Raw genomic sequence first — 21,051 nt, forward strand, 5'->3', positions numbered from 1 at the left:
CGGATCAAAGCATCCCTGCTGTCCAGCTGCCCAACAAGGCCGGCACGCTCCGGGTGATAGCCGGGGATTATCAGTCACAAACCGGACCCGCCAACACCTTTACTCCCATGCATGTCTGGGACCTGGCACTGAACAGCAACGGCATCGCCGAACTGGAAGTACCGGAAGGCTGGCATAGCGCGGTTGTGGTGCTCAAAGGGACCGTTGAAATCAATCGCAACACCGTAATGCGTGATGCCCAGATGGCCCTGCTCTCCCAAGGGACAGCACCTTTGTCTGGAGGCCAACGGGCCGGCCCGCATACTCATCATCCTCAGTGGCGAGCCCATTGCAGAGCCCATCGTCGGCTACGGACCCTTTGTGATGAATACACAACAGGAAATTCGCGACGCTGTCCGCGATTTCAATAGCGGCACCTTCGGAAAAATAGATCGTAAATGATTTCCCGCCATATGAATTGGCGACATTAACCGGGGCATGAAAGCCCTCTTTCACCAAGGAGACTCACCATGGGCAAGCAATACAATCGCCTTCGCAAAGACGACGCTGCCGTTCTTCTGGTCGACCACCAGGCCGGCCTTCTGTCACTGGTTCGGGACATTGACCCGGACAAGTTCAAGAACAATGTGCTGGCACTGGCCGATCTGGCCAAGTACTTCAACCTGCCTACTATTCTGACCACCAGCTTCGAAGATGGCCCCAATGGCCCGCTGGTCCCCGAACTGAAAGAAATCTTCCCCGATGCGCCGTACATCGCACGTCCGGGCCAGATCAATGCCTGGGACAACGAAGACTTCGTCAACGCTGTCAAAGCCACCGGCAAGAAGCAGCTGATCATCGCTGGTGTAGTGACCGAGGTCTGCGTGGCCTTCCCTGCCCTGTCCGCACTGGAAGAAGATTTTGAAGTCTTCATCGTGACCGATGCATCCGGCACCTTTAATCCCATGACCCGTGATGCGGCCTGGACACGCATGACCGAAGCCGGCGCCCAGCTGATGACCTGGTTCGGCACCGCCTGTGAGCTGCACCGTGACTGGCGCAATGACATCGAAGGGCTGGGAACCCTGTTCTCCAACCACATTCCGGATTACCGTAATCTGATGACCAGCTACTTCACCCTCACCGAAGGGAAGTAAGCCCGCCGGCCCCGCTTCGCGGGGCCTTTTTCTTTCCCCCCCGATAGCCACAGGAGTGGACATGGAAACCGCGCGCCTCGGGCTTTTCAGACCCAAAGGCAGTCATGCAGAGCACAAGGTCTCTTTTTCCGAGCTGTTTTTTGATCTGGTCTTTGTTTATGCCATTACACAAAGTGCCCATTTGCTGATTGCCCATTTCACCCCTTACGGGGTACTCCAGGGCATGCTGGTCATTTTGGCGGTCTGGTGGGTCTGGGTATTTACCACCTGGGTGACCAACTGGCTTGATCCGGAAACGGTGCCGGTTCGTCTCATGCTGTTCGCGCTGATGCTACTGGGCATGGGGCTTTCCATCTCGATACCCGAGGCCTTTGGCAAGCATGGTCTACTCTTTGCCGTGTGTTACGTGACCATGCAGATTGGCCGGACGGTCTTTATCTGCATGTGCAGTCGCAAGCACCGCCCGGACCTGCACCGCGGCTTTATCCGCATGACGGTCTGGTTCGCCGTATCCGGCGTATTCTGGCTCATTGGCGCCTTCCAGGATGACACCCTTCGCACCCTTCTGTGGGGGCTGGCCATCGCCATTGAATACCTGTCCGCCTCCGTGTCTTTCGCCGTCCCGGGCCTGGGGCGCTCAGACAGCAAGGAATGGGACATTTCCGGTGCGCACATGGCAGAGCGCTGCGGGCTGCTGTTGATCATTGCGCTGGGCGAATCCCTGCTGGTGACGGGTAATACCTTTGCCGGGACTCAGTGGGACAGCGCCACCATTACCGCTTTTGTCAGTGCCTTTGTGACCACCGTGGCCATGTGGTGGTTATATTTCAGCCTCAGCGCTGAACGTGCCAGCGATGTCATTTCCCACAGTGATAACAGTGGGCATCTGGGTCGTGTCATTTACACCTATGTGCACCTGCTCCTGATCATCGCCATTATCCTGGTTGCCGTCGCGGACGAGTTCGTTCTCGCTCACCCCCATGGGCACACCAGCATCGGCACCATGGTCGCCATGATTGGCGGTACGGCGCTCTATCTGATTGCCAACATCCTGTTCAAATGGCTGGTGTTCAACGGCCACCCGCTTTCCCATTACATTGGGCTGGGGCTTCTCGCCATTCTTTGTGTTGCCGCTTTCCATGTACCGCCTGTGGCGGTCGCAGTGGCCACCACCCTGATCCTGGTTCTGGTGGCCATTCAGGAAACCGTGGTGGTAATGCGCAAAAATAGTCACTAGAAACGTTTCATTTTTGTTTCTGTTGGCCCGCAGGGCCTGAAATGTTTATTCGGGGGCCACTTTGGCCCCTGCTATCCTGATGGAGACTGACTATATTTTGGACAACCGTGTCGCTGTCGCACGGTGCTAACAACAATGACAAGGGGGCACTGCCCCATTCTTTCCCCATGACTGATGCCCCTCCCATTTACTCGCTGCTGCCTGTCAACGTCGCTCTTCTCAGGCATTTGTCCCTGAACCTGCCAGCCATGGGGCTGGATCTGGACAGCCTGCTGCTACGAGAGGGGTACCGGGCCGACACCTTGCTGGAAGAGCAAAAAGACGTGCCCGCCCTGGTGCTGGAAAAACTGCTCGGACATTGCCTGGATGAAACCGGTGATGAACTGTTCGGTTTCCATCTTGGCCAGAGAGTCAAACCGGAGGGGTTTGGCGTGGTCGGCTACATTCGCCAGGCCTGCCAGAATCTTCAGAATTTCATACTTGTCTGTATTCGTTACGAGCATCTCATTAGCGGTCTGGGAAAAACCCGACTTCTGCAAGAGCCGGGGCGCAGCCTGTGGTGCTGGTCCGCCAACACCCTGAATCCCACCTTCCAGCGACATGCCACGGAATTCATGCTCGCTGTACTGCATAGCACCAAGGCATTGCTCAAACCCACCGACTACCCATGGCTGCTTGAGGTTCAATTCGAACATGATGCCCCATCCACACAGGGAGCGAGAGAAGAAATCGAATCATATTTCGGCTGCCGGGTTCGCTATAACCAGAACCAGAATGCCCTGGCTCTCGACCCCAGAGCCTTGACGCACCCCTTCAGCAGCGCCGACCCCGATCTGATGCATTCCCTGGAGCGGCATGCCCAGTCACTGGAAGCCGCACAGGTCGATAAGGGTTTTTACTACGTCGCCTATCAGACGATGAAGTCGTTGCTCCTGTCGAAACGCGCTTCCAAGCAGAACCTGGCGCAAGCGCTCGGTATCAGCAGCCGCCATCTGCACCGGCAACTGGCCAGAGAACACATCAACTACCGCACCTTGCACGACCAGGTTCTTCTTACCCAGGCGATTGATGCGCTGTCAGAAAGCAATCGAACCATCGAAGACATCGCCCTAGCACTGGGCTACACCGAAAGCCAGTCATTCATTCGCTGGTTCAAGAAACAGACAGGACAAACGCCCAGCCGCTACCGGGAAAGCACCCTGTCGCAACCCCGCTGACGTCAACTCATTAGGACAATTTATGGATTGGAACAATCACACTGCATTGATCACTGGAGGTGGCAGCGGCATCGGTAAGGAAATCACCCGGCTCATGGTCGAGCGTGGTGCCCATGTCATCGTGGCGACCCTGTTGCCACAGGAAATTAGCGAACTGGAACAGGACTTGCCAACCGGTCCGGGCAAACTGACCGGCATTGCCGTTGATTTAACCGCCGACGGCGCGGTGGAAGGCTTGATGCAGACGCTGCAAGAAAGGTCATTCTTCCCCGACATTCTGGTAAATAATGCCGGATCCGGCCTCTTGGGTAATCACAAGGATCTGGATACCCGCAAAGTGCGCAATGTATTGGATCTCAATATCCAGGCACTCACCGAACTGTGCAGCGTGTTTTCCCGCTCACTGATCGCCCGTCAGCAACCGGGACATATTCTCAACGTGGCCTCCATTGGTGCCTTTGTTCCCGTTCCACAACTGGCCGCCTATACCGCCAGCAAACAGTATGTCCTGGCCTTTACCCACGCCCTCGCCCACGAGCTCGCTCCACACAACATCCATGTAGGCGCACTTTGCCCGGGCATTACCCGCACGAAAATTTACAACACCATGGGGCTCACGACGGAAAACCAGACCAAGGGCTCTATCAGCGATCGTATTGATGCCTTTGCCATGGACGCTGACAGGGTCGCCCTCTGTGCCATTCATGCTATTGAAAAGAAAAAACGACAGGCCCTGCCTGGCATTAACCGCATGGTTACATTTTTTCGCATTCTCCCTCCCCGCTTTACCTCCTGGATCCTATACAAATTCAATGAGGGACGGAGCGTGAGTTAAGGAGCCTCAGGGTCTAACCGACATTCAAGCAAAAAGGATAATAATCATGAGTTACCCGAAAGGATTCACACTCCTCACAGCGTTTTTGCTGACAGCAGGTTGTGGCGGTGGTGGCAGCAGCTCACCGCCTGCCCCCACGGCGAGCAACACGCCGGATACTCCACCAGCCAGTGAAATACCAAGCCCCACACAGCCCGTGGCACCGCTGTCCTGTGAGCGGGACAGCTGGGTGGCAGGCACCGTGGAACTCTGCGACGGTGCCCTGATTTACCGTGACTATATCTACGATGATTACGGTGCCGATACCGGCTTGATCGGCATTTCTCCCAGCAACGGCATTGATCTGGTCAACCTGCTGAGCCGCGCAGGCGGGTTCGGTAACCCTCAAGCGACCACACCCGGGCTGCTCTCCCCTACAGCAGGCGACCAACGTTACCCAAGCGGACTGGAAAATACGGCGGACCTGGCCAAATTGACGCTCAAGCTGGATGGCGATGCACTCAACGTTACCTTCGAGCTCAATACCCTTTATGGCAGCGACGATGCCATCGCGCTACTGGCCATGGATACGGATAACGACCGCGCCACCGGCGGCGGCGACTGGGACAACCTGGGTATTCGCAGTGATGGCTGGGATACGCTCTATCGTTTCGAACAGGGTGATCCGGTCAACAACACCCTGTCGGGCAGCATTCCTGTGCCTGACAGCCCCACCTGGCGACTTCAGGCGGTGGTTGCCCAGGCCAACGGCACGGTCATGAATGTGGCCTTCCGCGGCCCCCACGAATTGGCCCGTGCCGGTGCGCTACCAGAACAGATCCTCCCGGATGGCGGGAACTTCTGGGAAGACATCCAGGCCAGGGTCCTGGCGAATGGCGATATTTCCGAATTTGGCCACACCGTGGAACGGGCCGACTTGGAGAATCGCGTCAATCAACCCCCGGCTGACGTCAAAGGTTTCCAGCAACGGGTCTATACCTCCGAGTACACGCTTCCCCCCGGTGAAGGCGTATCCATGCACGGCATTCCCGGCCGTCACGGAGATACCAATATTCCCTGTGAGCAGTACTTCCACTATCTGGGGCGTTATCAACCCTACGGTTTCTATGTGCCGGAGGGAGAGGGACCCTACGGCCTGCAGATGGTCCTGCATGGTTGTGAGGCTAATCATGCGAGTCAGATCAATCAGCCAAACTTCCAGACCGCCTTTGCCGAAGATCAGAATCGCATCCTGGCTGCCCCGCTTGGCCGAGGCCCGCGCGGCTTCTTTTCTGATATTTCGGAAAGAGATGTGCGCGACGTACAGAAAGACGTGGAACGTCATTATCCCATTGATACCACCAAGCGAGTGATCAGTGGCTATTCCATGGGCGGCTATGGAGCCATGCGACTGGCATCGCTCTATCCCCAGGATTACGCTGCCGGCGTCAACTGGGTCGGTTTTACCGGCAGCGTGCTAAACCTGCCGTTGACCCATGAACTGATCAACGACGGCGCGATTCCCGTGGTTGGCAGTCTCCTCGACAGCCTGGTCAACGACATTCCCATCGTCGGCGATATTGTCAGTCTCGAGGACCAACTGACACTGGCGTTGACCCCGATCCACGAAGCACAGGAAGCGTCAACCATCGGCGCTGTGGATAATGTCTATGATTACGTGGGAAATCTGCAGCACATCCCCTTCGCCCATGTGTATGGCGGCGCCGATGAAATCGTGCATGTCACCACCGCGCTGGGGCTGGAAGAGCAGCTCTTGAAAGGCGAGATGCCCTATCAGTTCTACCTCCACCCCGTCGCCGAACACCTGACATATATCCTGATCGATCAGTGGAGCAAGGAAGCCCGGTACATTACTGATCGTTCCCTGCAGGGTAACCCGGCCACCGTGCGTTACCGCTTTGAACCCGCGAACTTCTACCCGGAATATGGCATTCGGCATGATCGCGCCTACTGGCTCATGGACCTAGCCGGGAGAAGCCAGGAAGCCGTGCAAGTGGATCTCACTAGCCATGCCTGCGGCATACAGCAGTTTGACGTGGAGAAAGTCGTGCTGGAAGGCGGCACCGAAGTGCTGCCCTGGGTAGGCAGCCATCGAGGGCTGAGCCCAACCGAATCCCTACCCGCCAACCCCGTTCTGACCGGATCATTGGAGAATCTTCACCAGGGCACGCTGGATGTGACTGCCACCTGCCTGTCCGGGCAATTCGAATACGAACTCACCTCCGATGGTCCCGCCACACTCTGGCTGAGTGACGGGCGCTCCATCAGCCTGACCACGGGCACCAATCAGGGCATTGTCGCTCACTGATCCATCTACCAGCGTCTCGCATTGCGAGGCGCTGGCACAGGTTCCATCCTGGAATGCGACGGCGATACACCATTTTTTTCCGCCTTCTGACCGCTTGGCATGGCTAATGTCGAGCAGCCATTCAACCCATGATTCCTTGTCCCGTTCCCTATATCATGCCCTCTTTCATCTGAGTCATAGATACCCCCGGAGGAAGCGTGAGCGCGGACCTGAGCCAACATACGCCAATGATGCAGCAATACCTGGCGATCAAGGCCGAACACCCGGATCAGCTGGTGTTCTACCGCATGGGGGATTTCTACGAGCTGTTTTTCGGTGATGCCCAGAAGGCCGCACGGCTGCTGGACATTACCCTGACCCAGCGCGGACAGAGTGCCGGCAAGCCGATTCCCATGGCAGGAATTCCCTACCATGCCGCTGAGAACTATCTGGCGCGGCTGGTGAAGCTGGGTGAGTCCGTGGCCATTGCCGAACAGATTGGCGACCCGGCGCTGGCCAAGGGGCCGGTGGAACGCAAGGTGGTGCGCATTGTGACGCCCGGCACGGTCAGCGACGAAGCGCTGCTGGAAGAACGTCGTGACAATCTGCTGTGCGCTGTTTATGAAGACAAGAACCAGTATGGCTGCGCCAGCCTGGATGTGGCCGCCGGCCGTTTTGTGGTGACCCAGGTGGAAGGCAGCGAACAACTGCAGGCGCTGCTGGAGCGCTGGTCGCCCGCTGAACTCCTTTACAGTGAAGACAAGGCGTTGCCCGGACGCTGGGCGGACAAGGCGGGCAGCCGCCGGCGTCCTGACTGGGAGTTCGACGAGGAATCCGCCCGCCGCCAATTGTGCCAGCAGTTTCAGGTACAGGATCTGGCCGGCTTTGGCGAACCGACTCCGGTGGCCGTGGCCGCCGCGGGCGCCCTGCTCGGTTATGCCAAGGAAACCCAGCGCGGTGAATTGCCCCATGTGACGGGGCTGGTGGTGGAAAGCTTCGATGACACCGTGGCCATGGATGCCGCTACCCGTCGCAACCTTGAATTGACCGAAACCCTGGATGGCCAGGAGCAGCACACTCTGGCCTGGGTGCTGGACAGCACCAAGACCGCCATGGGCGCCCGCCAGCTCAAGCGCTGGGTGCACCAGCCCCTGCGCAACCGCACCACACTGACCCAGCGCCAGGACCAGATCGAAGCGTTGCGCCAAAGCTGGTGTTTCGAGTCGACCCGCGATGTGCTCAACGACATCGGCGACATGGAACGGATTCTCGGCCGGGTGGCCCTGCGCTCGGCCCGCCCCCGGGATCTCACCCGGCTGCATGCCAGCCTGAAGGCCATGCCGGCCCTGATCGGCACTCTGCCCGCCGCCGATGCCTTTTATGAACTGATCGAACGCATCGGCCAGTTTCCGGAACAGGTAGCACTTCTCGGCCAGGCCGTCATCGAGAATCCGCCCATGCTGATTCGCGATGGCGGGGTGATTGCCCCCGGTTACAGCGACGAACTGGATGAGCTGCGTTCCATCAGCGAGAACGCCGGCCAGGTACTGGTGGATATCGAAACCCGCGAACGCGAGCGTACCGGGTTTTCTACCCTGCGGGTGAAGTACAACAAGGTCCACGGCTACTACATCGAACTGTCTCGCCGGGAAGCGGACGATGCGCCGGTGGATTACCAGCGCCGCCAGACCCTCAAGAATGCCGAGCGTTTCATTACGCCGGAGCTGAAGGAATTCGAGGACAAGGCCCTGTCTGCCTCCAGCAAGGCACTGACGCTGGAGAAACGGCTCTACGAAGAGCTGCTGGAAAAGGTGGCTGCCGACCTGCACCCGCTGCAGCGCTGCGCCGCTGCCGTGGCCGAGCTGGATGTGCTGGCCGCCCTGGCCGAGCGCGCCGAGGCGCTGAACTGGGTGCGCCCGCAACTAGTGGACGAAGAAGCCATCATCGAGATCGTCGATGGCCGCCACCCGGTGGTGGAGCAGGTGCTGGACGATGCCTTCGTGCCCAACAGCCTGCACCTGGACGACGCCCGCCGTATGGTGATCATCACCGGCCCGAACATGGGTGGTAAGTCCACCTATATGCGCCAGACCGCGCTGATCGCCCTGCTGGCTCACCTGGGTAGCTGCGTGCCCGCGGCCAGCGCCCGCATCGGCAGCCTGGACCGGATCTTTACCCGCATCGGCTCCTCCGATGATCTGGCCGGTGGCCGCTCCACCTTTATGGTGGAAATGTCGGAAACCGCCAACATTCTCAACAACGCCACCGCCCACAGCCTGGTGTTGATGGACGAGATCGGCCGCGGCACCAGCACCTTCGACGGCCTGAGCCTGGCCTGGGCGGCGGCGGAACATCTGGCCCGCAACCTGAAAGCCTTTACCCTGTTCGCCACCCACTACTTCGAGCTGACCCAGCTGCCGCAGCAACTGCCTGGCATCTACAACGCCCACCTGACCGCCAGCGAGCACGACAATCGCATCGTCTTCCTGCACCGGGTGCAGGAAGGACCGGCCAGCCGCAGTTACGGGCTACAGGTGGCGCAGCTGGCCGGGGTGCCCCAGAGCGTGATCCATCAGGCCGGGGAGAAACTCCGCGAGCTGGAGGCGGGCAAGCCGCTGGCAGCCGCAGAGGCACCGGCCCCGGCAGCCACACCGTCCCCCGCACCGGCCCAGGCCAGCCTGTTTGCCGAGCCCAGTGCGGCGGAGCAGGCACTGGCCGAGCTGGACCCGGACGACCTGACCCCGAAGCAGGCCCTGGAGGCGCTCTACAAGCTGAAGGGGCTGGTTTAATCAGCCCTGCTGTGGGAACGCCGGCCAGTTAGAAGCCCGAATCCGGGAATCATGGCCAACTGGCTGGCTCCCACGGCCCCCACGCCCCACCGTTGGAGCCTTGCTCGCAAGGCGAAAGCACTGATTTTAGCGTCTCCCGACACCTTCGCTTTGCAAGCAAAGCGCCAACGGTGCCGTGCAGATAACGATCTTGTCTTCTCCGGCCACTGTGAGTTATTACCTTATATCAAGGCTTTGTTTGCCTGCCCTTGGTCATGTCGCTAGACTAGCGCCACCCCAAGCGAGACAGGCCCTACACTGCTATAATCTGCAGGCTGGCGCTGTACAAAGATCAAGACACCTGGCGAGGACAGGCTATGACGTTCGTAGTAGGTGAGAACTGCATTAACTGCAAGCACACCGATTGTGTAGAAGTATGCCCGGTAGACTGTTTCTACGAAGGCCCCAATTTCCTGGTTATCCACCCGGACGAGTGCATCGACTGTGCATTGTGTGAGCCGGAGTGCCCGGTTAACGCCATTTTCTCCGAGGATGAGTTGCCGGAAGGTGAGCAGGAATTCCTGGAAATCAATGCGGAACTGGCCGAGAAGTGGCCGAACATTACCGAAATGAAAGATGCACCGGACGACGCGGAAGAGTGGGACGGTGTGCCCAACAAGCGCGAGAAGCTGGTTCGTGAGTGGGAAGGCTAAGGCCTTCCCGGCGGACCCGGTAAGCCTGCCAGCCAGGCATTACCTTTTCGCAGACAAAGAAAAAGGGCGGCATCCTGCCGCCCTTTTTTGCGTCGAGTCATCCTGACCCTTTTGCGCTCACCGCAACTTCCTTGTGTGCTGTCCTTGCTTATCCCTGTGCCCATATCCCTGAACACGAATCCACTATATCAACGGCTTTCGGCCGTTTGGGTAAAATAAATATTAAAACTCTGCCTGAAAACCACCCGCCAAAAATAAAAGCCATTTGAATCAAAAGCTTATCTATAAACCCCAGCTTAAAAGTAGCCAAAATCAACAGAAAGAGACTGCTTTTTCCTACAGCCGTGTAAGAGATCTCTTACAAGCCAGCTCCACGCTGACGCCGATTCAGGAACAACCGCCAGGCAAGCGCAACATGGGGACGTCAAAACGCGCCCATGTTTTTACATTTTCTCACCCGTTTTTACAGCACCAACAGGCGCTTACGGTTAGCATTGTCTCCATGAAGTGACGGGAAATCAGGCCCGAAAAACTTCAACCAGTATCCCCCCAAGGCGCTAGCAATAGCGCTCACAACCCCCCTCTTCCACCCCCATATTCGGAAGAGGGTTTTTTTTGCCTGAAATTCGGAAAAAGCGGGGACAGATCAGATCTGGCGCAGGGCCTCACAGGCCTGGTCGAAGGCATCGCCGAGCCGTGTCAGCAAGTCAGGAACCTGCCCCAGCTCCCCTTCCCGGGCCAGACTTTCCAACTGCATGCACAAATCGAACACGCGCACGGCCCCCAGGTTGCCGCTACTGCCCTTGAAGCTGTGGGCCTGGCGGCGCAGGCTTTCCTGGTCACCGGATGCGTAAGCGGACTGCAGAGCCGCTAGACGTTGCGCTCCGTCACGATGAAAGGAATCGACCAGCATCTGGAAATCCTGGCCCATCACATCCTGTAGCTCTGAAACGACCTCGTGGTCGAGAATCGCTGAATCTTGCATACCGGCTCCGTCTTCCTTTACGGGAGGTAACCCTAACGATTAATCATGAAATCTTATGTGGAATGCCTCGAAAATCCAGAAAAATTTAGTAGAAAACCTCAATAATACCTTGCGTGTCAGAGCGATTCTGAAACGTGCACGCTGTCATTCAAGGGCTCCCTGTATCACGGGCAATAAACCACAGCTCTGGGCGCGTAACACGTCATCACGGGTATCCACGTCCCACAGGGCCGGTAACCGGGCCACCCGTTCCCCGAGAAAACAGGCGGCGCTATCCGCCAGGGCATGCTCACCGCCAAAACGGACACCCTGAAAGCGCCGGCGGCACCACAAGCTTTGCCGGGAGCTGCCCACCAGCACATAACCCCCATCTTCGCTGGGGCCGAATACCACCGGCGCAGAGTTGAGCGCCCGCAACGCCTGCTCAAAGTAATCCTGGTCCAGTACCGCACAGTCACTGCCAACCAACAAGACCCGGTCCGCCTGCGACAGGCCCGCATGCAGGGCGAGCGCCATTTTTTCCCCCAGGTCTTCACCCTGTTGCCGGTGGCAGGACCAGCCATTGCGCTCTGCCAGGCTCTGCAGCTCCCTGTCCGGCTGATCCAGCCAGAGTTCCACTCGCCCCGGAAAGCGACAGGCAGCGGCAATGGTGCGGGTCAGCAGGAAACGGTAGAGACGCAGGGCACCCTCTTCACCAAAGTGGGGAATCAATCGGGTCTTTACCTTGCCAGCCTGCAATGCCCGGGCAAAGACAATCAGCAACGGCTGCAACGGGCTGTCAGTGCTCGCCATAATAGTCCCGGTACAATTCCTCAGCCGGAGCACCTCGCCAATAACGGTAGCGCAGCGACCACATCAGCCAGATGGTGGGCCAGGCACCCCCGGTTTCCCAACGCCGGCTGCTGGTGATCAGTGCCGGACGCAGGCAACGGGGGCGTCCCTGCGTCTTCTTCAACAACCGGCTCAGGGCGATATCTTCCATCAGTGGCTGCTCGGGGTAGCCGCCCAGTGCGTAAAAGATATCACGGCGAACAAAGATGCCCTGATCACCGGTGGCAATAGCGGAAACCCGCGAACGCAAATTGATCATGGCGCTGATCACCCGGTAGAGGAGACGCCGGCCACTCAAACGCACATCAAAACGCCCCCATCGGGCATCGGCCGGCAAACGCGACAGTTGCTGACGGTGTGTACAGTCCAGCTGGGTATCCGCATGGACAAACCACAGCCAGTGACCATTGGCCTGGCGGGCACCGGCGTTCATCTGCCTGGCCCGACCCGGAGCACAGAGAATCAACTGGTCCGCCAGCTCACGGGCAATGTCCACACTGCTATCAGTACTGCCACCATCAACCACCACCAGTTCATCACCGTCGCGCAGGGCAAGGCGGAGCATGGCCAGGGTATCGGCCAGATTGCCGGCTTCATTACGCACCGGCACGATCACACTGACCCTGACATCGCTCATCCCAGGGCACCACTGCAGCTGCTGCCAGCACCAGCGGTACAGCCGAAACAATGGTCCGCCACATAGATCGGCTCGCCTTCCAGATCGTGATCCAGCAGCCCGGACAGATGCGGGTGACCTTCGTGGTGTCCCAGGGGCATATCCAGCATCTGATTGAAGTCGCAGTCGTACAGGTAACCCTGGTAATCCACGCTCACCGTGGCCCGGCACATCACTGCCGGCAGGGTGTCGCGGTTGAAGTTATCGCGCAGCAACTGCATATAATCGTTGAACTGGTTGTGGGCCAGCAGCACGGCGCCGAAGCGGCTGATAGGCATATTGGTGATGGTCAGCAGACTGTTGAAACGCAGCCCGAAGCGTTCATCCAGCTCACGCTTGTAGTCTGCCTCCAGCACCGCCTGGGGTGGCGGCAGGGACGGGCCGGTGGGGTTGTAGACCAGATCCAGCAACAGCCCGTCACTGCCATAGCCCTGGGCATTAAGCCGGCGAATGGCCTCGATACTGCCCTGATACACACCCTTGCCGCGCTGCGCGTTCACATTTTCTTCCAGGTAACAGGGCAGTGATGCCACCACATGCACCCGGTTATCCGCCAGAAACTGCGGCAAATCTTCGTAACCCGGCTCCAGCAGAATGGTGAGATTGCAGCGATCGATCACTTCCACATCCATGGCCCGGGCCTGCTCAACCAGATAACGGAAATGGGGGTTCATCTCCGGCGCACCGCCGGTGAGATCCAGCACCCGGATATCACGTAGCCGAATCACCTCCAGCACCATGTCCACAGTTTCCCGGTCCATCAATTCGGTGCGTGTGGGACCCGCATTCACATGACAGTGAACACAACTGAGATTGCACAGATAACCCAGGTTCACCTGCAATATGGATGTGGCATGGCGCCGCAAAGACGGGAAGTCGGTGCTGCTGCGCACCAGTAAATCGTGGGTATCCTGCATACATCACCTGTTTCAATTTCTTCAATGCTAGCAATTGGATGCAGGCTTGTCGCAAAGGTTACGTGAAAGTTGCAAGCTACTAGCTAGACGGTGGCGGCCTGTGGTCGTTAAGCAAGTATCAGGACTATTTTTTGCTTCAACGCTGTAGCCAAAGGAATAAAGACAGAAGCAGCATGGTTTTTGTGGGAAATTCAGCCTGCGGAATGAAGAAGGGAGCTTAAAGCGGTGGTTCTCCTCAGGCAGTGGCAGGAAACTGGCAGCCCCATTCATTCAGCAAACTGAATTTCCCACAAAAATCTCGCCACCTGAATCGCCTGAAGATTAGCCACTTGCATGATGGAAACTGGCGTCGCGACTAAAAGTCCTTACAATTGTCCCTCTTCAAAGCCCCGGTAGCTCAGTTGGATAGAGCAAGCGCCTCCTAAGCGCTAGGTCACAGGTTCGACTCCTGTTCGGGGCGCCAACTTGCCCTTTTTCCATCCCCTCACCGGCAAGATGCCCCGGCACAGCCGCCGCTCCCTGACGGTACCATCAACCTTCTTTTACATATCAGTGATTTACCCGATGGATTGGCTACTCTAGATTGAAGATTCCATTCGGGTACAAGAAGGATCTTGCTGATGAAACTCCTGGGACTATTGCAACTGGCCGTGGCGATCTACGCCATCGTAATGATCATCCAGTCCAGCGCCGAAACCTTGCACAAGGTGCTGTGGGTAGTGCTGGTATTGGTGGTTCCGCTGATCGGCCTGATTATCTGGGCACTGATGGGGCCGGGGTCTCCTTTGAAGCAGCGTTAGCCACTTCCTGTTTCTGCGGCTTCTGCCAGCTCTCCGGAGTCTGGTAGTAGCCGTGGGAAATCCCCTGGAAACGGGGCTGGTTCACCACCCGGCGCAACCGCCGCAGTGAAAAATACGGGATATCCCGCAGTATGATATTGGCCAGCCAGGCCGGCACCGCACCGCCCGGGTCCAGTATCACTTCAATGGTTACCTTCACCTCCCCCGGCGACAAGGGCTCGAACCGGTAATAGCCTTCCATCTGTGGCATGCGCACATAGTCAGGCTGCTCGGGAAATACCGGCGGATTCAGGGAAAACGGCATCACCAGATCGTAGCTGCCCGGCTCCTGGTAGAAAGTCACACGCAAAGGCGCATCCCGATCTTTCACCGGCCATGGCAAACGCGTAGTGACATAGACGTCACGCTGATAGGGAGAGGCCCGGTGCAGGTCACGAATTTCAGAGACCATGTGCATGAAAGAGGCGACCGCGTCGTAATCGTCCATCAGGGCACCAATGGCATTGAAGTCCGTCACCGGTACCACGCCCACGCCACGGAAGGTTTTCAAGCGTGAGCTGTCATCATCCTGGCGATAGACCTGGATATCATCCCGGTCGGTGACCAGTACCCATTTTGACGAGTCGGCCACGGACATGGCTGATCCGCCCAGCAGGATCAGGCCGAGTAAAAACCGTTTTATTATCATTCTGTTTTCCTGACGCATCCCCAACGCCGCACCTGAGACAGCACGGCGAGTGATCACTTTATAACCTGCCTGACAGCGCCAGACCTGACTGACGGAAAAAAATGTGACAGAGACAGCCTGAAAATGCGACCTGCCGCACAGTCGATGCGCTCGAATCCCCGCTGACTGGTACGTCATGGTGGCAAATGACGTCACCGGTTCAGATCAAAGATAGGGCTCCATCAGATGCGCCAGGGCATTACGCAAACGGCGCCAGGGCGCCATGTCGCGGAAATGATCCGACTCCATGCGGGTAGACAGCAGGATATGGCGATCCAGCATTTTATCCACCCGGGTCGTGAGGGTCGCGCTGTAACACTCCAGATCAAATTCGAAATTCAGGCGCAGGCTGCGGGCATCCCAGTTACCGGAACCGAGCATCAGCCAGTGCTGATCCACCGTCATCACCTTGCTGTGATCAAATGGCGGCGGCGACAGATAGAGCTCGGCGCCCTCACCCACCAGCCAGCGCAGGGCATGCAGACTCGCCCAGTTCACCATGCGCAGGTTGCTCTTGCGGGGAATCACGATCTGCACCTGCACCCCCTTCAAAATGGCCATCTGCAGGGACGCCATCAGGGTCAGGTCCGGCACGAAATAGGGGGTGACAATGCGGATACGGTGCTCGGCACTACCGATGGCCGCCAGCAGGGTAAGCCGGCGTTTATCAAAATCCGCATCCGGGCCGGCGCTGATACCCCGCGCCTGAACATCGCCCACCTGGGCAGGGCCACGATAGCTGGTCTCCAGCACTTCTCCGCAGGTAAAGACCCAGTCGGCGGCGAAGCTTCGCAACAGCTGACCAACCACCGGGCCCTCAAGCCGGGCATGCAGATCCGTGGTGCGAGCCGGTTTGTGTAGATAGCCGGCGCGGATATTCATACCCCCGGTAAAGCCCAGGGAGCGATCCACGATCATGATCTTGCGGTGGTTGCGCAGGTTGATATAGGGCATGCGCCAGGGTGCCAGGGAGTACAGAAAGCGCTGCACCGGCACCCCGCTACGGCGCAGACGCCAGACCACTGACGGCAGGGAATAATGAGCGCCCATGCCATCAATCAGCACCCTCACCTTGACGCCCCGTTTGACCGCCGCGGCCAGGGCATCCACCAGCGGTTTACCGGCAGCATCATTGCCGAAAATATAGGTCACCAGGTAGATGCTCTCACTGGCACCGTTAATGGCGTCCAGCATGGCCTGATAGGCCTGCGGCGCGTCCAGCAGTGCCAGCTCGTTACCGTCGGTGAGCGGCAAATGGGTAAGACGTCCCACCAGCCGGCTGAGCACCTGTAGATGCGGCACCGTGGGCACCGCCTCAGCGGCCACCCGCCAGCCATCATCACTATCGATCAGCCCACCGGTAAGCTGTCGGGCGCGACGCCGGATGCGGTTCACCCCCAACATGAAATACAACACCGCCCCCACCACCGGCACCAGCCACACCAGGCCGGTCCAGGCAGCGGCGGCCCGGGCATCGCGCTTGTTCTGTGCCACATGGGCGGTGACGTAAATCGCCAGGAAAAGGCTGATGGCAGCAGCCAGATAGGGCCAGAACGGCTCCAGCACCGCCAGCCCCTGATCGAAACGGCTTTTCCAGAATGTCAGATCCAAAGGTTTTCAGCTCCGTGCCCACCCCCAGCCTTCCGGGCCCACATGCCCCCAGGCTGGCAATATTGAGTCAACATAGCATATCCCCCAACGCCCCGTTTCCGGCAAAAAAACCAGTCAGATCAGCGGTTTTGCGCTTTGCGGGCCAAGTCACTAAAATACGCCCTCTTTTGGGACAGCCGCAGCCGCCAAGCGCTGCACGTCCTCCCCGACAAGGCTGGGAGACGTGGGTCCCGGGTCCTCAGCGTCGAACACGATCGGCGCACGTTAGTGGGCATAGCCCAACTCAGCGCCAGCTGCCGCTGGCCATCTGTAGTACCGAATACAAATCCTGCTGGTGTAGGCAACCAGTGTACCGGTGTTGGCGATTCCATCGTCATGCCGGCGCATGATGAGGAGCGATACCATGCCCGAAACCAATGCCGTCATTCCGCTGCATCAGAGCACGGAACCGCAGTTTGAGCAGTTTGAAGAGCCGCGCCGTTTCAAGGTATTCACCGCGCGCCAGCTCGACAAGATCGAGCCACTCAAACGCCTGGACGACGAGACCCGCTTTGCCATGGAAGTCGTTGCCAATGTGCTGCCATTCCGGGTCAACGAATACGTTATCGACGAACTGATCGACTGGGACAAGGTGCCCAACGATCCCATCTACCAGCTCACCTTCCCGCAGAAAGGCATGCTGGCTCCGGAACACTTCGACAAGGTGGCCGAAGCCATGCGCGGCGGCGACAAGGCCGAGATCAAGGCCGCCATCGCCGAAGTCCGTGACGCCCTGAACCCGCATCCCGCTGGGCAGATGGAACACAACATGCCGGAAGTGGACGGCGAGAAGATCGATGGCGTCCAGCACAAGTACAACGAGACCGTGCTGTTCTTCCCCAGCCAGGGGCAGGTGTGTCACAGCTACTGCACCTTCTGCTTCCGCTGGGCCCAGTTCATTGGTGACAACGATCTGAAAATCGCCACCAAGGAAGCCGGCCAGCTCAAGAAGTATATCCAGGCGCACCCGGAAATCACCGATGTGCTGATCACCGGCGGCGACCCGCTGGTAATGAAGACCAAGAACCTGCGCGCCCACATCGAACCGCTGCTGGAACTGGACCAGATCCGCACTATCCGCATCGGTTCCAAGGCGCTGACCTTCTGGCCACAGCGTGTGGTGTCAGACGACGATGCCCAGGACCTGCTGGACCTGTTCCGGGAAGTGCAGGCCAGCGGCAAGCACTTGGCACTGATGGCTCACTACAACCACTGGCAGGAACTGGAAACGGACATCGCCCGGGAAGCCGTACGCCGGGTACGCGCCACCGGCGCCGTGATCCGCGCCCAGGGCCCACTGCTGGCACACATCAACGACAATGCCGACGACTGGGCTCGCCTCTGGCAGACCCAGGTAGAGCTGGGCATCATCCCCTACTACATGTTTGTGGAGCGGGACACCGGTGCCCGTCGTTACTTTGAAGTGCCGCTGGCCAAGGCCTGGCAGATCTACCGTGATGCCATGAAGCAGGTATCCGGTATCGCCCGTACCGCCCGTGGCCCGAGTATGTCCAGCCACCCGGGCAAGGTGGAAATCCAGGGCGTGACCGAAATCAACGGCGAGAAAGTGTTCGCCCTGCGCTTCATCCAGGGTCGTAACCATGACTGGGTACAGCGCCCCTTCTTCGCCAAGTACAACGAAGAGGCCACCTGGCTCAACCATCTGGAACCCGCCTTCGGCGAAGAGAAATTCTTCTTCGAGGACGAGCTGGCAGAAATGGAAAGCGAGTAACGATCAGTGAATAGTTAACAATGAACAGTTAACAGCGACGCGGTTGAAGTGTCGTGCTGTTGTAAACGTAAGAGGCCGCGCCCGGACATCGAGCGCGGCCTCTTGCGTTGCAAAACAGGAAGGTCAGTGTCGCAAACTGTTAACTGTTCATTGTTAACTATTCACTGCTTCCCCTTAGCGCTGAATGACGGCAATAATGAACGCACCCAACCCAAGGAGAGTCCGATGAAGAAAATTCTCGCCAGTGCATCTGCTGCCGCTCTGCTGACCGGTTGTCTTGGTCAGAACGCCCTGTTCGATACCGTCCAGGACTGGAATGCCACCGCCACCAACAACAAATTCGTCAACCAGGGCATCTCTTTTGTGTTCTGGTGGGTACCGGTTTACGGCCTGTCGCTGCTCGGCGACATCATCATTTTCAACTCCATCGAGTTCTGGACCGGCACCAACCCGATCAGCAAGCAAGGCGCCAAGGTCGCCGGCACAACGGAGACCGTGACCGACGGGCTGGGCAATGAAGCCGAACTGACCTACCACGCAGACGGCTCCATCAACGTGGTCGCCGCTCAGGAAAGCTACACCCTGATCAAGCAAGGCGATCAGGTCATCAAAGTGCAGGACGACAAGCGCGAAGTGCTCGGCTCGGTGATGATGTAACCCAAGCCCAAGCGACATCGCCGAGGGCATAAAAACCTTGGTTGCGAGTTGCGAGTTGCGAGTTGAAAAAAGCGAAATGCAAAATCGGTTTTAGCTTCTCGTAGCTCGTAGCTCGTAGCTCGTAGCTCGTAGCTCGTAGCTAAAAGTAACCTTCCATTCGGCCGCTACAACAACCGCGACAAGGTCACCAGCGCCTGCTCCACCCGATTGTCCCACTTCACAGCGCAATTCAGCCGCAGACAGTTGGCGAACTTTCCGGAGGCGGAAAACAGCGAGCCGGGAGCAAAACTCACCCCGGCTTCCAGTGCTTTTTCCATCAGTTCGGTGGTATCCACCTCCCCCGGCAACTCCACCCACAACACAAACCCACCCGCAGGCCGACTTACCCGGGTCTGTTGTGGAAAAAGCTGTGTTACCCGCTCGGTCATTCTTGCCACACCCCGGGCGTGCTCACCACACAGCTGGCGCAGGAACCGGTCGTAATGACCACGTTCCAGATAACGGGCCAATACCAGCTGCGATGGCGTGGCTACCGATACCGTATTGATGAATTGCAGATACTGGGCCTTTTCACGATGGTGCTCCGGCGTCACCAGCCACCCTACTCGCAAACCCGCTGAGAGGGTTTTCGAAGAGGACGAGCAGTAATACACCAGCCCCTGGCGATCCCAGCTTTTCACTGGCCGGGGGCGGGGTCCACTTAGCGGCAGATCCCCGTAGATGTCATCTTCCACTAGCGGCACTTTGTGCTTTGACAACAGTGTCAGCAGTGCCTGTTTGCGTGCGTCGGATAGCCGCACCCCGAGCGGATTGGAAAAATTCGACACCACCACACAGGCCGAGACTTTCCAGCGGTCCAGCGCCAGGGTGAGGGCTTCCAGGGAAATGCCATCCACCGGATCCGTAGGGATTTCCAATGCCTTCAGTCCCAGCGAATCGATCACCTGCAACAGGCCATAATAGGTGGGCGACTCAATCGCCACGGTGTCACCGGGTTGGGTTGTCAGCTTGAGCGCAATGGCCACGGATTCCTGGCAGCTATTGGTAACCAGCACATCTTCCGGGCTGACCTCGCACTGCAATCCCGCCAGCCTTCGGGCAATCTGGGTACACAATTCCGGGGCGCCAGGCGGAAAGGCATAACCCACACAGCGACGTCGCTCCTCACGCAGCACGCTGTGAAACATCCTCTCCATGGTTGCCACTGGCATATATTCTGGCGCTGGCACCGCCGCCCCCAGGTTCACTACCGAAGGGTTATTCACATTCTGCAGTACCTGCAGCACCCGCTCCTGACCGGTAATCCGGCGCGGTCGCCGGCTTGCCGTCGTCACCCGGGGAGCCTCGCGCACCACCGGCGGCTGGCGCACGTAATACCCGGATCGCGGACGGGCTTCCAGCACACCACGTTGCTCCAGCTCCCGACAGGCATTCACCGCCGTGGATACGCTCACCTGCTGCTGCTCCGCCAGCACCCGCACGCCGGGAAGACGGCTACCTACCGGGTAAACCTGATCACGAATCAGGGTCTGCAGGCGATCCGCCAGGCTTTGATACAAGGTCATGGGAGGGAGTCCGGTACAGTTTTTAGCACAACAAGCAGTACAGATTACAATCCTTACCATCTGTACCGCTTCAATATTGTTTTTTTATATCTGTAATGCCTTGCGCTGTCTACCTACTCTGTCGGTATCACCACAGGGAGAGACCGCATGTCCAGAAAATGGCTACTTGTGTTGCTGTTGTTACCCCTGCTTGTTCAGGTGCTGTTCAGTGACAACAACAGCGATGAAAACGGCGCACGCACCGTGCATCAGAACCCGGCGCCGGAGAAGGTGTCGCAACGGCCGCAATGGTGGTTGAGTGTGATGTAAGAAGCGACG

At 58.3% G+C, this 21,051-nt stretch carries 19 protein-coding genes and 1 tRNA gene; 13 read left to right on the forward strand and 7 right to left on the reverse strand.

The genetic code is table 11. From position 1 onward, the window contains the following. Positions 1 to 234: 234 nt before the first annotated feature. From KZ772_RS06695 to fdxA, 8 genes are all read left to right on the forward strand, one after another. Positions 235 to 441 carry a pirin-like C-terminal cupin domain-containing protein gene (locus KZ772_RS06695; protein ID WP_290539036.1) on the forward strand — a complete coding sequence of 69 codons (207 nt, stop codon included), beginning with the start codon at positions 235 to 237 and terminating at the stop codon, positions 439 to 441. Positions 442 to 509: 68 nt separating this feature from the next. Next, the gene (gene ycaC, locus KZ772_RS06700; RefSeq protein ID WP_290539037.1) at positions 510 to 1,136 is read left to right on the forward strand and encodes an isochorismate family cysteine hydrolase YcaC; all 627 of its coding nucleotides are present in this window, start codon (positions 510 to 512) and stop codon (positions 1,134 to 1,136) included. A gap of 61 nt (positions 1,137 to 1,197) precedes the next feature. Next, on the forward strand, positions 1,198 to 2,373 hold the full coding sequence (locus KZ772_RS06705) for a low temperature requirement protein A (RefSeq protein ID WP_290539038.1): 1,176 nt from the start codon (positions 1,198 to 1,200) through the stop codon (positions 2,371 to 2,373). Between the two features lie 107 nt (positions 2,374 to 2,480). Next, positions 2,481 to 3,590: an AraC family transcriptional regulator gene (locus KZ772_RS06710; protein ID WP_290539039.1), complete on the forward strand. Its 1,110-nt coding sequence runs from the start codon at positions 2,481 to 2,483 to the stop codon at positions 3,588 to 3,590. A gap of 22 nt (positions 3,591 to 3,612) precedes the next feature. Further along, positions 3,613 to 4,425 (forward strand): SDR family NAD(P)-dependent oxidoreductase, encoded by an 813-nt coding sequence (locus KZ772_RS06715; protein ID WP_290539040.1) that lies wholly within the window; start codon positions 3,613 to 3,615, stop codon positions 4,423 to 4,425. Between the two features lie 46 nt (positions 4,426 to 4,471). Beyond that, a complete protein-coding gene (locus tag KZ772_RS06720) occupies positions 4,472 to 6,733 on the forward strand; it encodes an alpha/beta hydrolase-fold protein (RefSeq protein ID WP_290539041.1) in 2,262 nt (753 codons plus the stop codon). Positions 6,734 to 6,960: 227 nt separating this feature from the next. Next, complete coding sequence (mutS, locus tag KZ772_RS06725) at positions 6,961 to 9,501, forward strand: DNA mismatch repair protein MutS (protein ID WP_290539456.1); 2,541 nt, start codon at positions 6,961 to 6,963, stop codon at positions 9,499 to 9,501. 356 nt (positions 9,502 to 9,857) lie between these two features. Beyond that, positions 9,858 to 10,193 (forward strand): ferredoxin FdxA, encoded by a 336-nt coding sequence (gene fdxA / locus KZ772_RS06730; protein ID WP_062817514.1) that lies wholly within the window; start codon positions 9,858 to 9,860, stop codon positions 10,191 to 10,193. A gap of 646 nt (positions 10,194 to 10,839) precedes the next feature. On the opposite strand, the gene KZ772_RS06735 is transcribed toward fdxA, so the two are convergent. From KZ772_RS06735 to arsS, 4 genes are all read right to left on the reverse strand, one after another. Continuing rightward, positions 10,840 to 11,178, reverse strand: coding sequence for an Hpt domain-containing protein (locus tag KZ772_RS06735; RefSeq protein ID WP_290539042.1), 339 nt, complete (start codon positions 11,176 to 11,178; stop codon positions 10,840 to 10,842). A gap of 144 nt (positions 11,179 to 11,322) precedes the next feature. Then, positions 11,323 to 11,970, reverse strand: a complete 648-nt coding sequence (locus KZ772_RS06740) for a TIGR04282 family arsenosugar biosynthesis glycosyltransferase (protein ID WP_290539043.1) — start codon at positions 11,968 to 11,970, stop codon at positions 11,323 to 11,325. Continuing rightward, positions 11,957 to 12,646, reverse strand: coding sequence for a TIGR04283 family arsenosugar biosynthesis glycosyltransferase (locus KZ772_RS06745; protein ID WP_290539044.1), 690 nt, complete (start codon positions 12,644 to 12,646; stop codon positions 11,957 to 11,959). The genes KZ772_RS06740 and KZ772_RS06745 overlap by 14 nt, the downstream gene beginning before the upstream one ends. Next, positions 12,643 to 13,602 carry an arsenosugar biosynthesis radical SAM (seleno)protein ArsS gene (arsS, locus tag KZ772_RS06750; RefSeq protein WP_290539045.1) on the reverse strand — a complete coding sequence of 320 codons (960 nt, stop codon included), beginning with the start codon at positions 13,600 to 13,602 and terminating at the stop codon, positions 12,643 to 12,645. Before arsS ends, KZ772_RS06745 begins: the two co-directional genes overlap by 4 nt. Positions 13,603 to 13,988: 386 nt before the next feature. On the opposite strand from arsS, the gene KZ772_RS06755 reads away from it, so the two are divergent. Together KZ772_RS06755 and KZ772_RS06760 are read left to right on the forward strand one after the other, a co-directional pair. Then, a tRNA-Arg gene (locus KZ772_RS06755) sits at positions 13,989 to 14,065 on the forward strand. 157 nt (positions 14,066 to 14,222) lie between these two features. Then, positions 14,223 to 14,402 (forward strand): PLDc N-terminal domain-containing protein, encoded by a 180-nt coding sequence (locus tag KZ772_RS06760; protein ID WP_290509440.1) that lies wholly within the window; start codon positions 14,223 to 14,225, stop codon positions 14,400 to 14,402. On the opposite strand, the gene KZ772_RS06765 is transcribed toward KZ772_RS06760, so the two are convergent. Then, positions 14,356 to 15,090 carry an START domain-containing protein gene (locus KZ772_RS06765; protein ID WP_290539046.1) on the reverse strand — a complete coding sequence of 245 codons (735 nt, stop codon included), beginning with the start codon at positions 15,088 to 15,090 and terminating at the stop codon, positions 14,356 to 14,358. The two genes, KZ772_RS06760 and KZ772_RS06765, sit on opposite strands and share 47 nt — an antisense overlap. A gap of 204 nt (positions 15,091 to 15,294) precedes the next feature. Next, the gene (locus tag KZ772_RS06770; RefSeq protein ID WP_290539047.1) at positions 15,295 to 16,740 is read right to left on the reverse strand and encodes a phospholipase D-like domain-containing protein; all 1,446 of its coding nucleotides are present in this window, start codon (positions 16,738 to 16,740) and stop codon (positions 15,295 to 15,297) included. 403 nt (positions 16,741 to 17,143) lie between these two features. Here KZ772_RS06770 and KZ772_RS06775 point away from each other — a divergent pair, with 403 nt between their 5' ends. Continuing rightward, a complete protein-coding gene (locus tag KZ772_RS06775) occupies positions 17,144 to 18,511 on the forward strand; it encodes a lysine 2,3-aminomutase (RefSeq protein ID WP_290539048.1) in 1,368 nt (455 codons plus the stop codon). A gap of 225 nt (positions 18,512 to 18,736) precedes the next feature. Continuing rightward, a complete protein-coding gene (locus tag KZ772_RS06780; RefSeq protein WP_290539049.1) occupies positions 18,737 to 19,168 on the forward strand; it encodes a DUF3332 family protein in 432 nt (143 codons plus the stop codon). Between the two features lie 164 nt (positions 19,169 to 19,332). Here KZ772_RS06780 and KZ772_RS06785 read toward each other — a convergent pair whose 3' ends face one another. Further along, on the reverse strand, positions 19,333 to 20,733 hold the full coding sequence (locus KZ772_RS06785) for a PLP-dependent aminotransferase family protein (protein ID WP_290539050.1): 1,401 nt from the start codon (positions 20,731 to 20,733) through the stop codon (positions 19,333 to 19,335). Between the two features lie 147 nt (positions 20,734 to 20,880). Here KZ772_RS06785 and KZ772_RS06790 point away from each other — a divergent pair, with 147 nt between their 5' ends. Continuing rightward, complete coding sequence (locus KZ772_RS06790) at positions 20,881 to 21,042, forward strand: hypothetical protein (RefSeq protein ID WP_290539051.1); 162 nt, start codon at positions 20,881 to 20,883, stop codon at positions 21,040 to 21,042. Positions 21,043 to 21,051 lie beyond the last annotated feature (9 nt).

Origin of the sequence: Alcanivorax sp. (assembly GCF_019431375.1) — a bacterium.
GTDB lineage: Bacteria > Pseudomonadota > Gammaproteobacteria > Pseudomonadales > Alcanivoracaceae > Alcanivorax > Alcanivorax jadensis_A.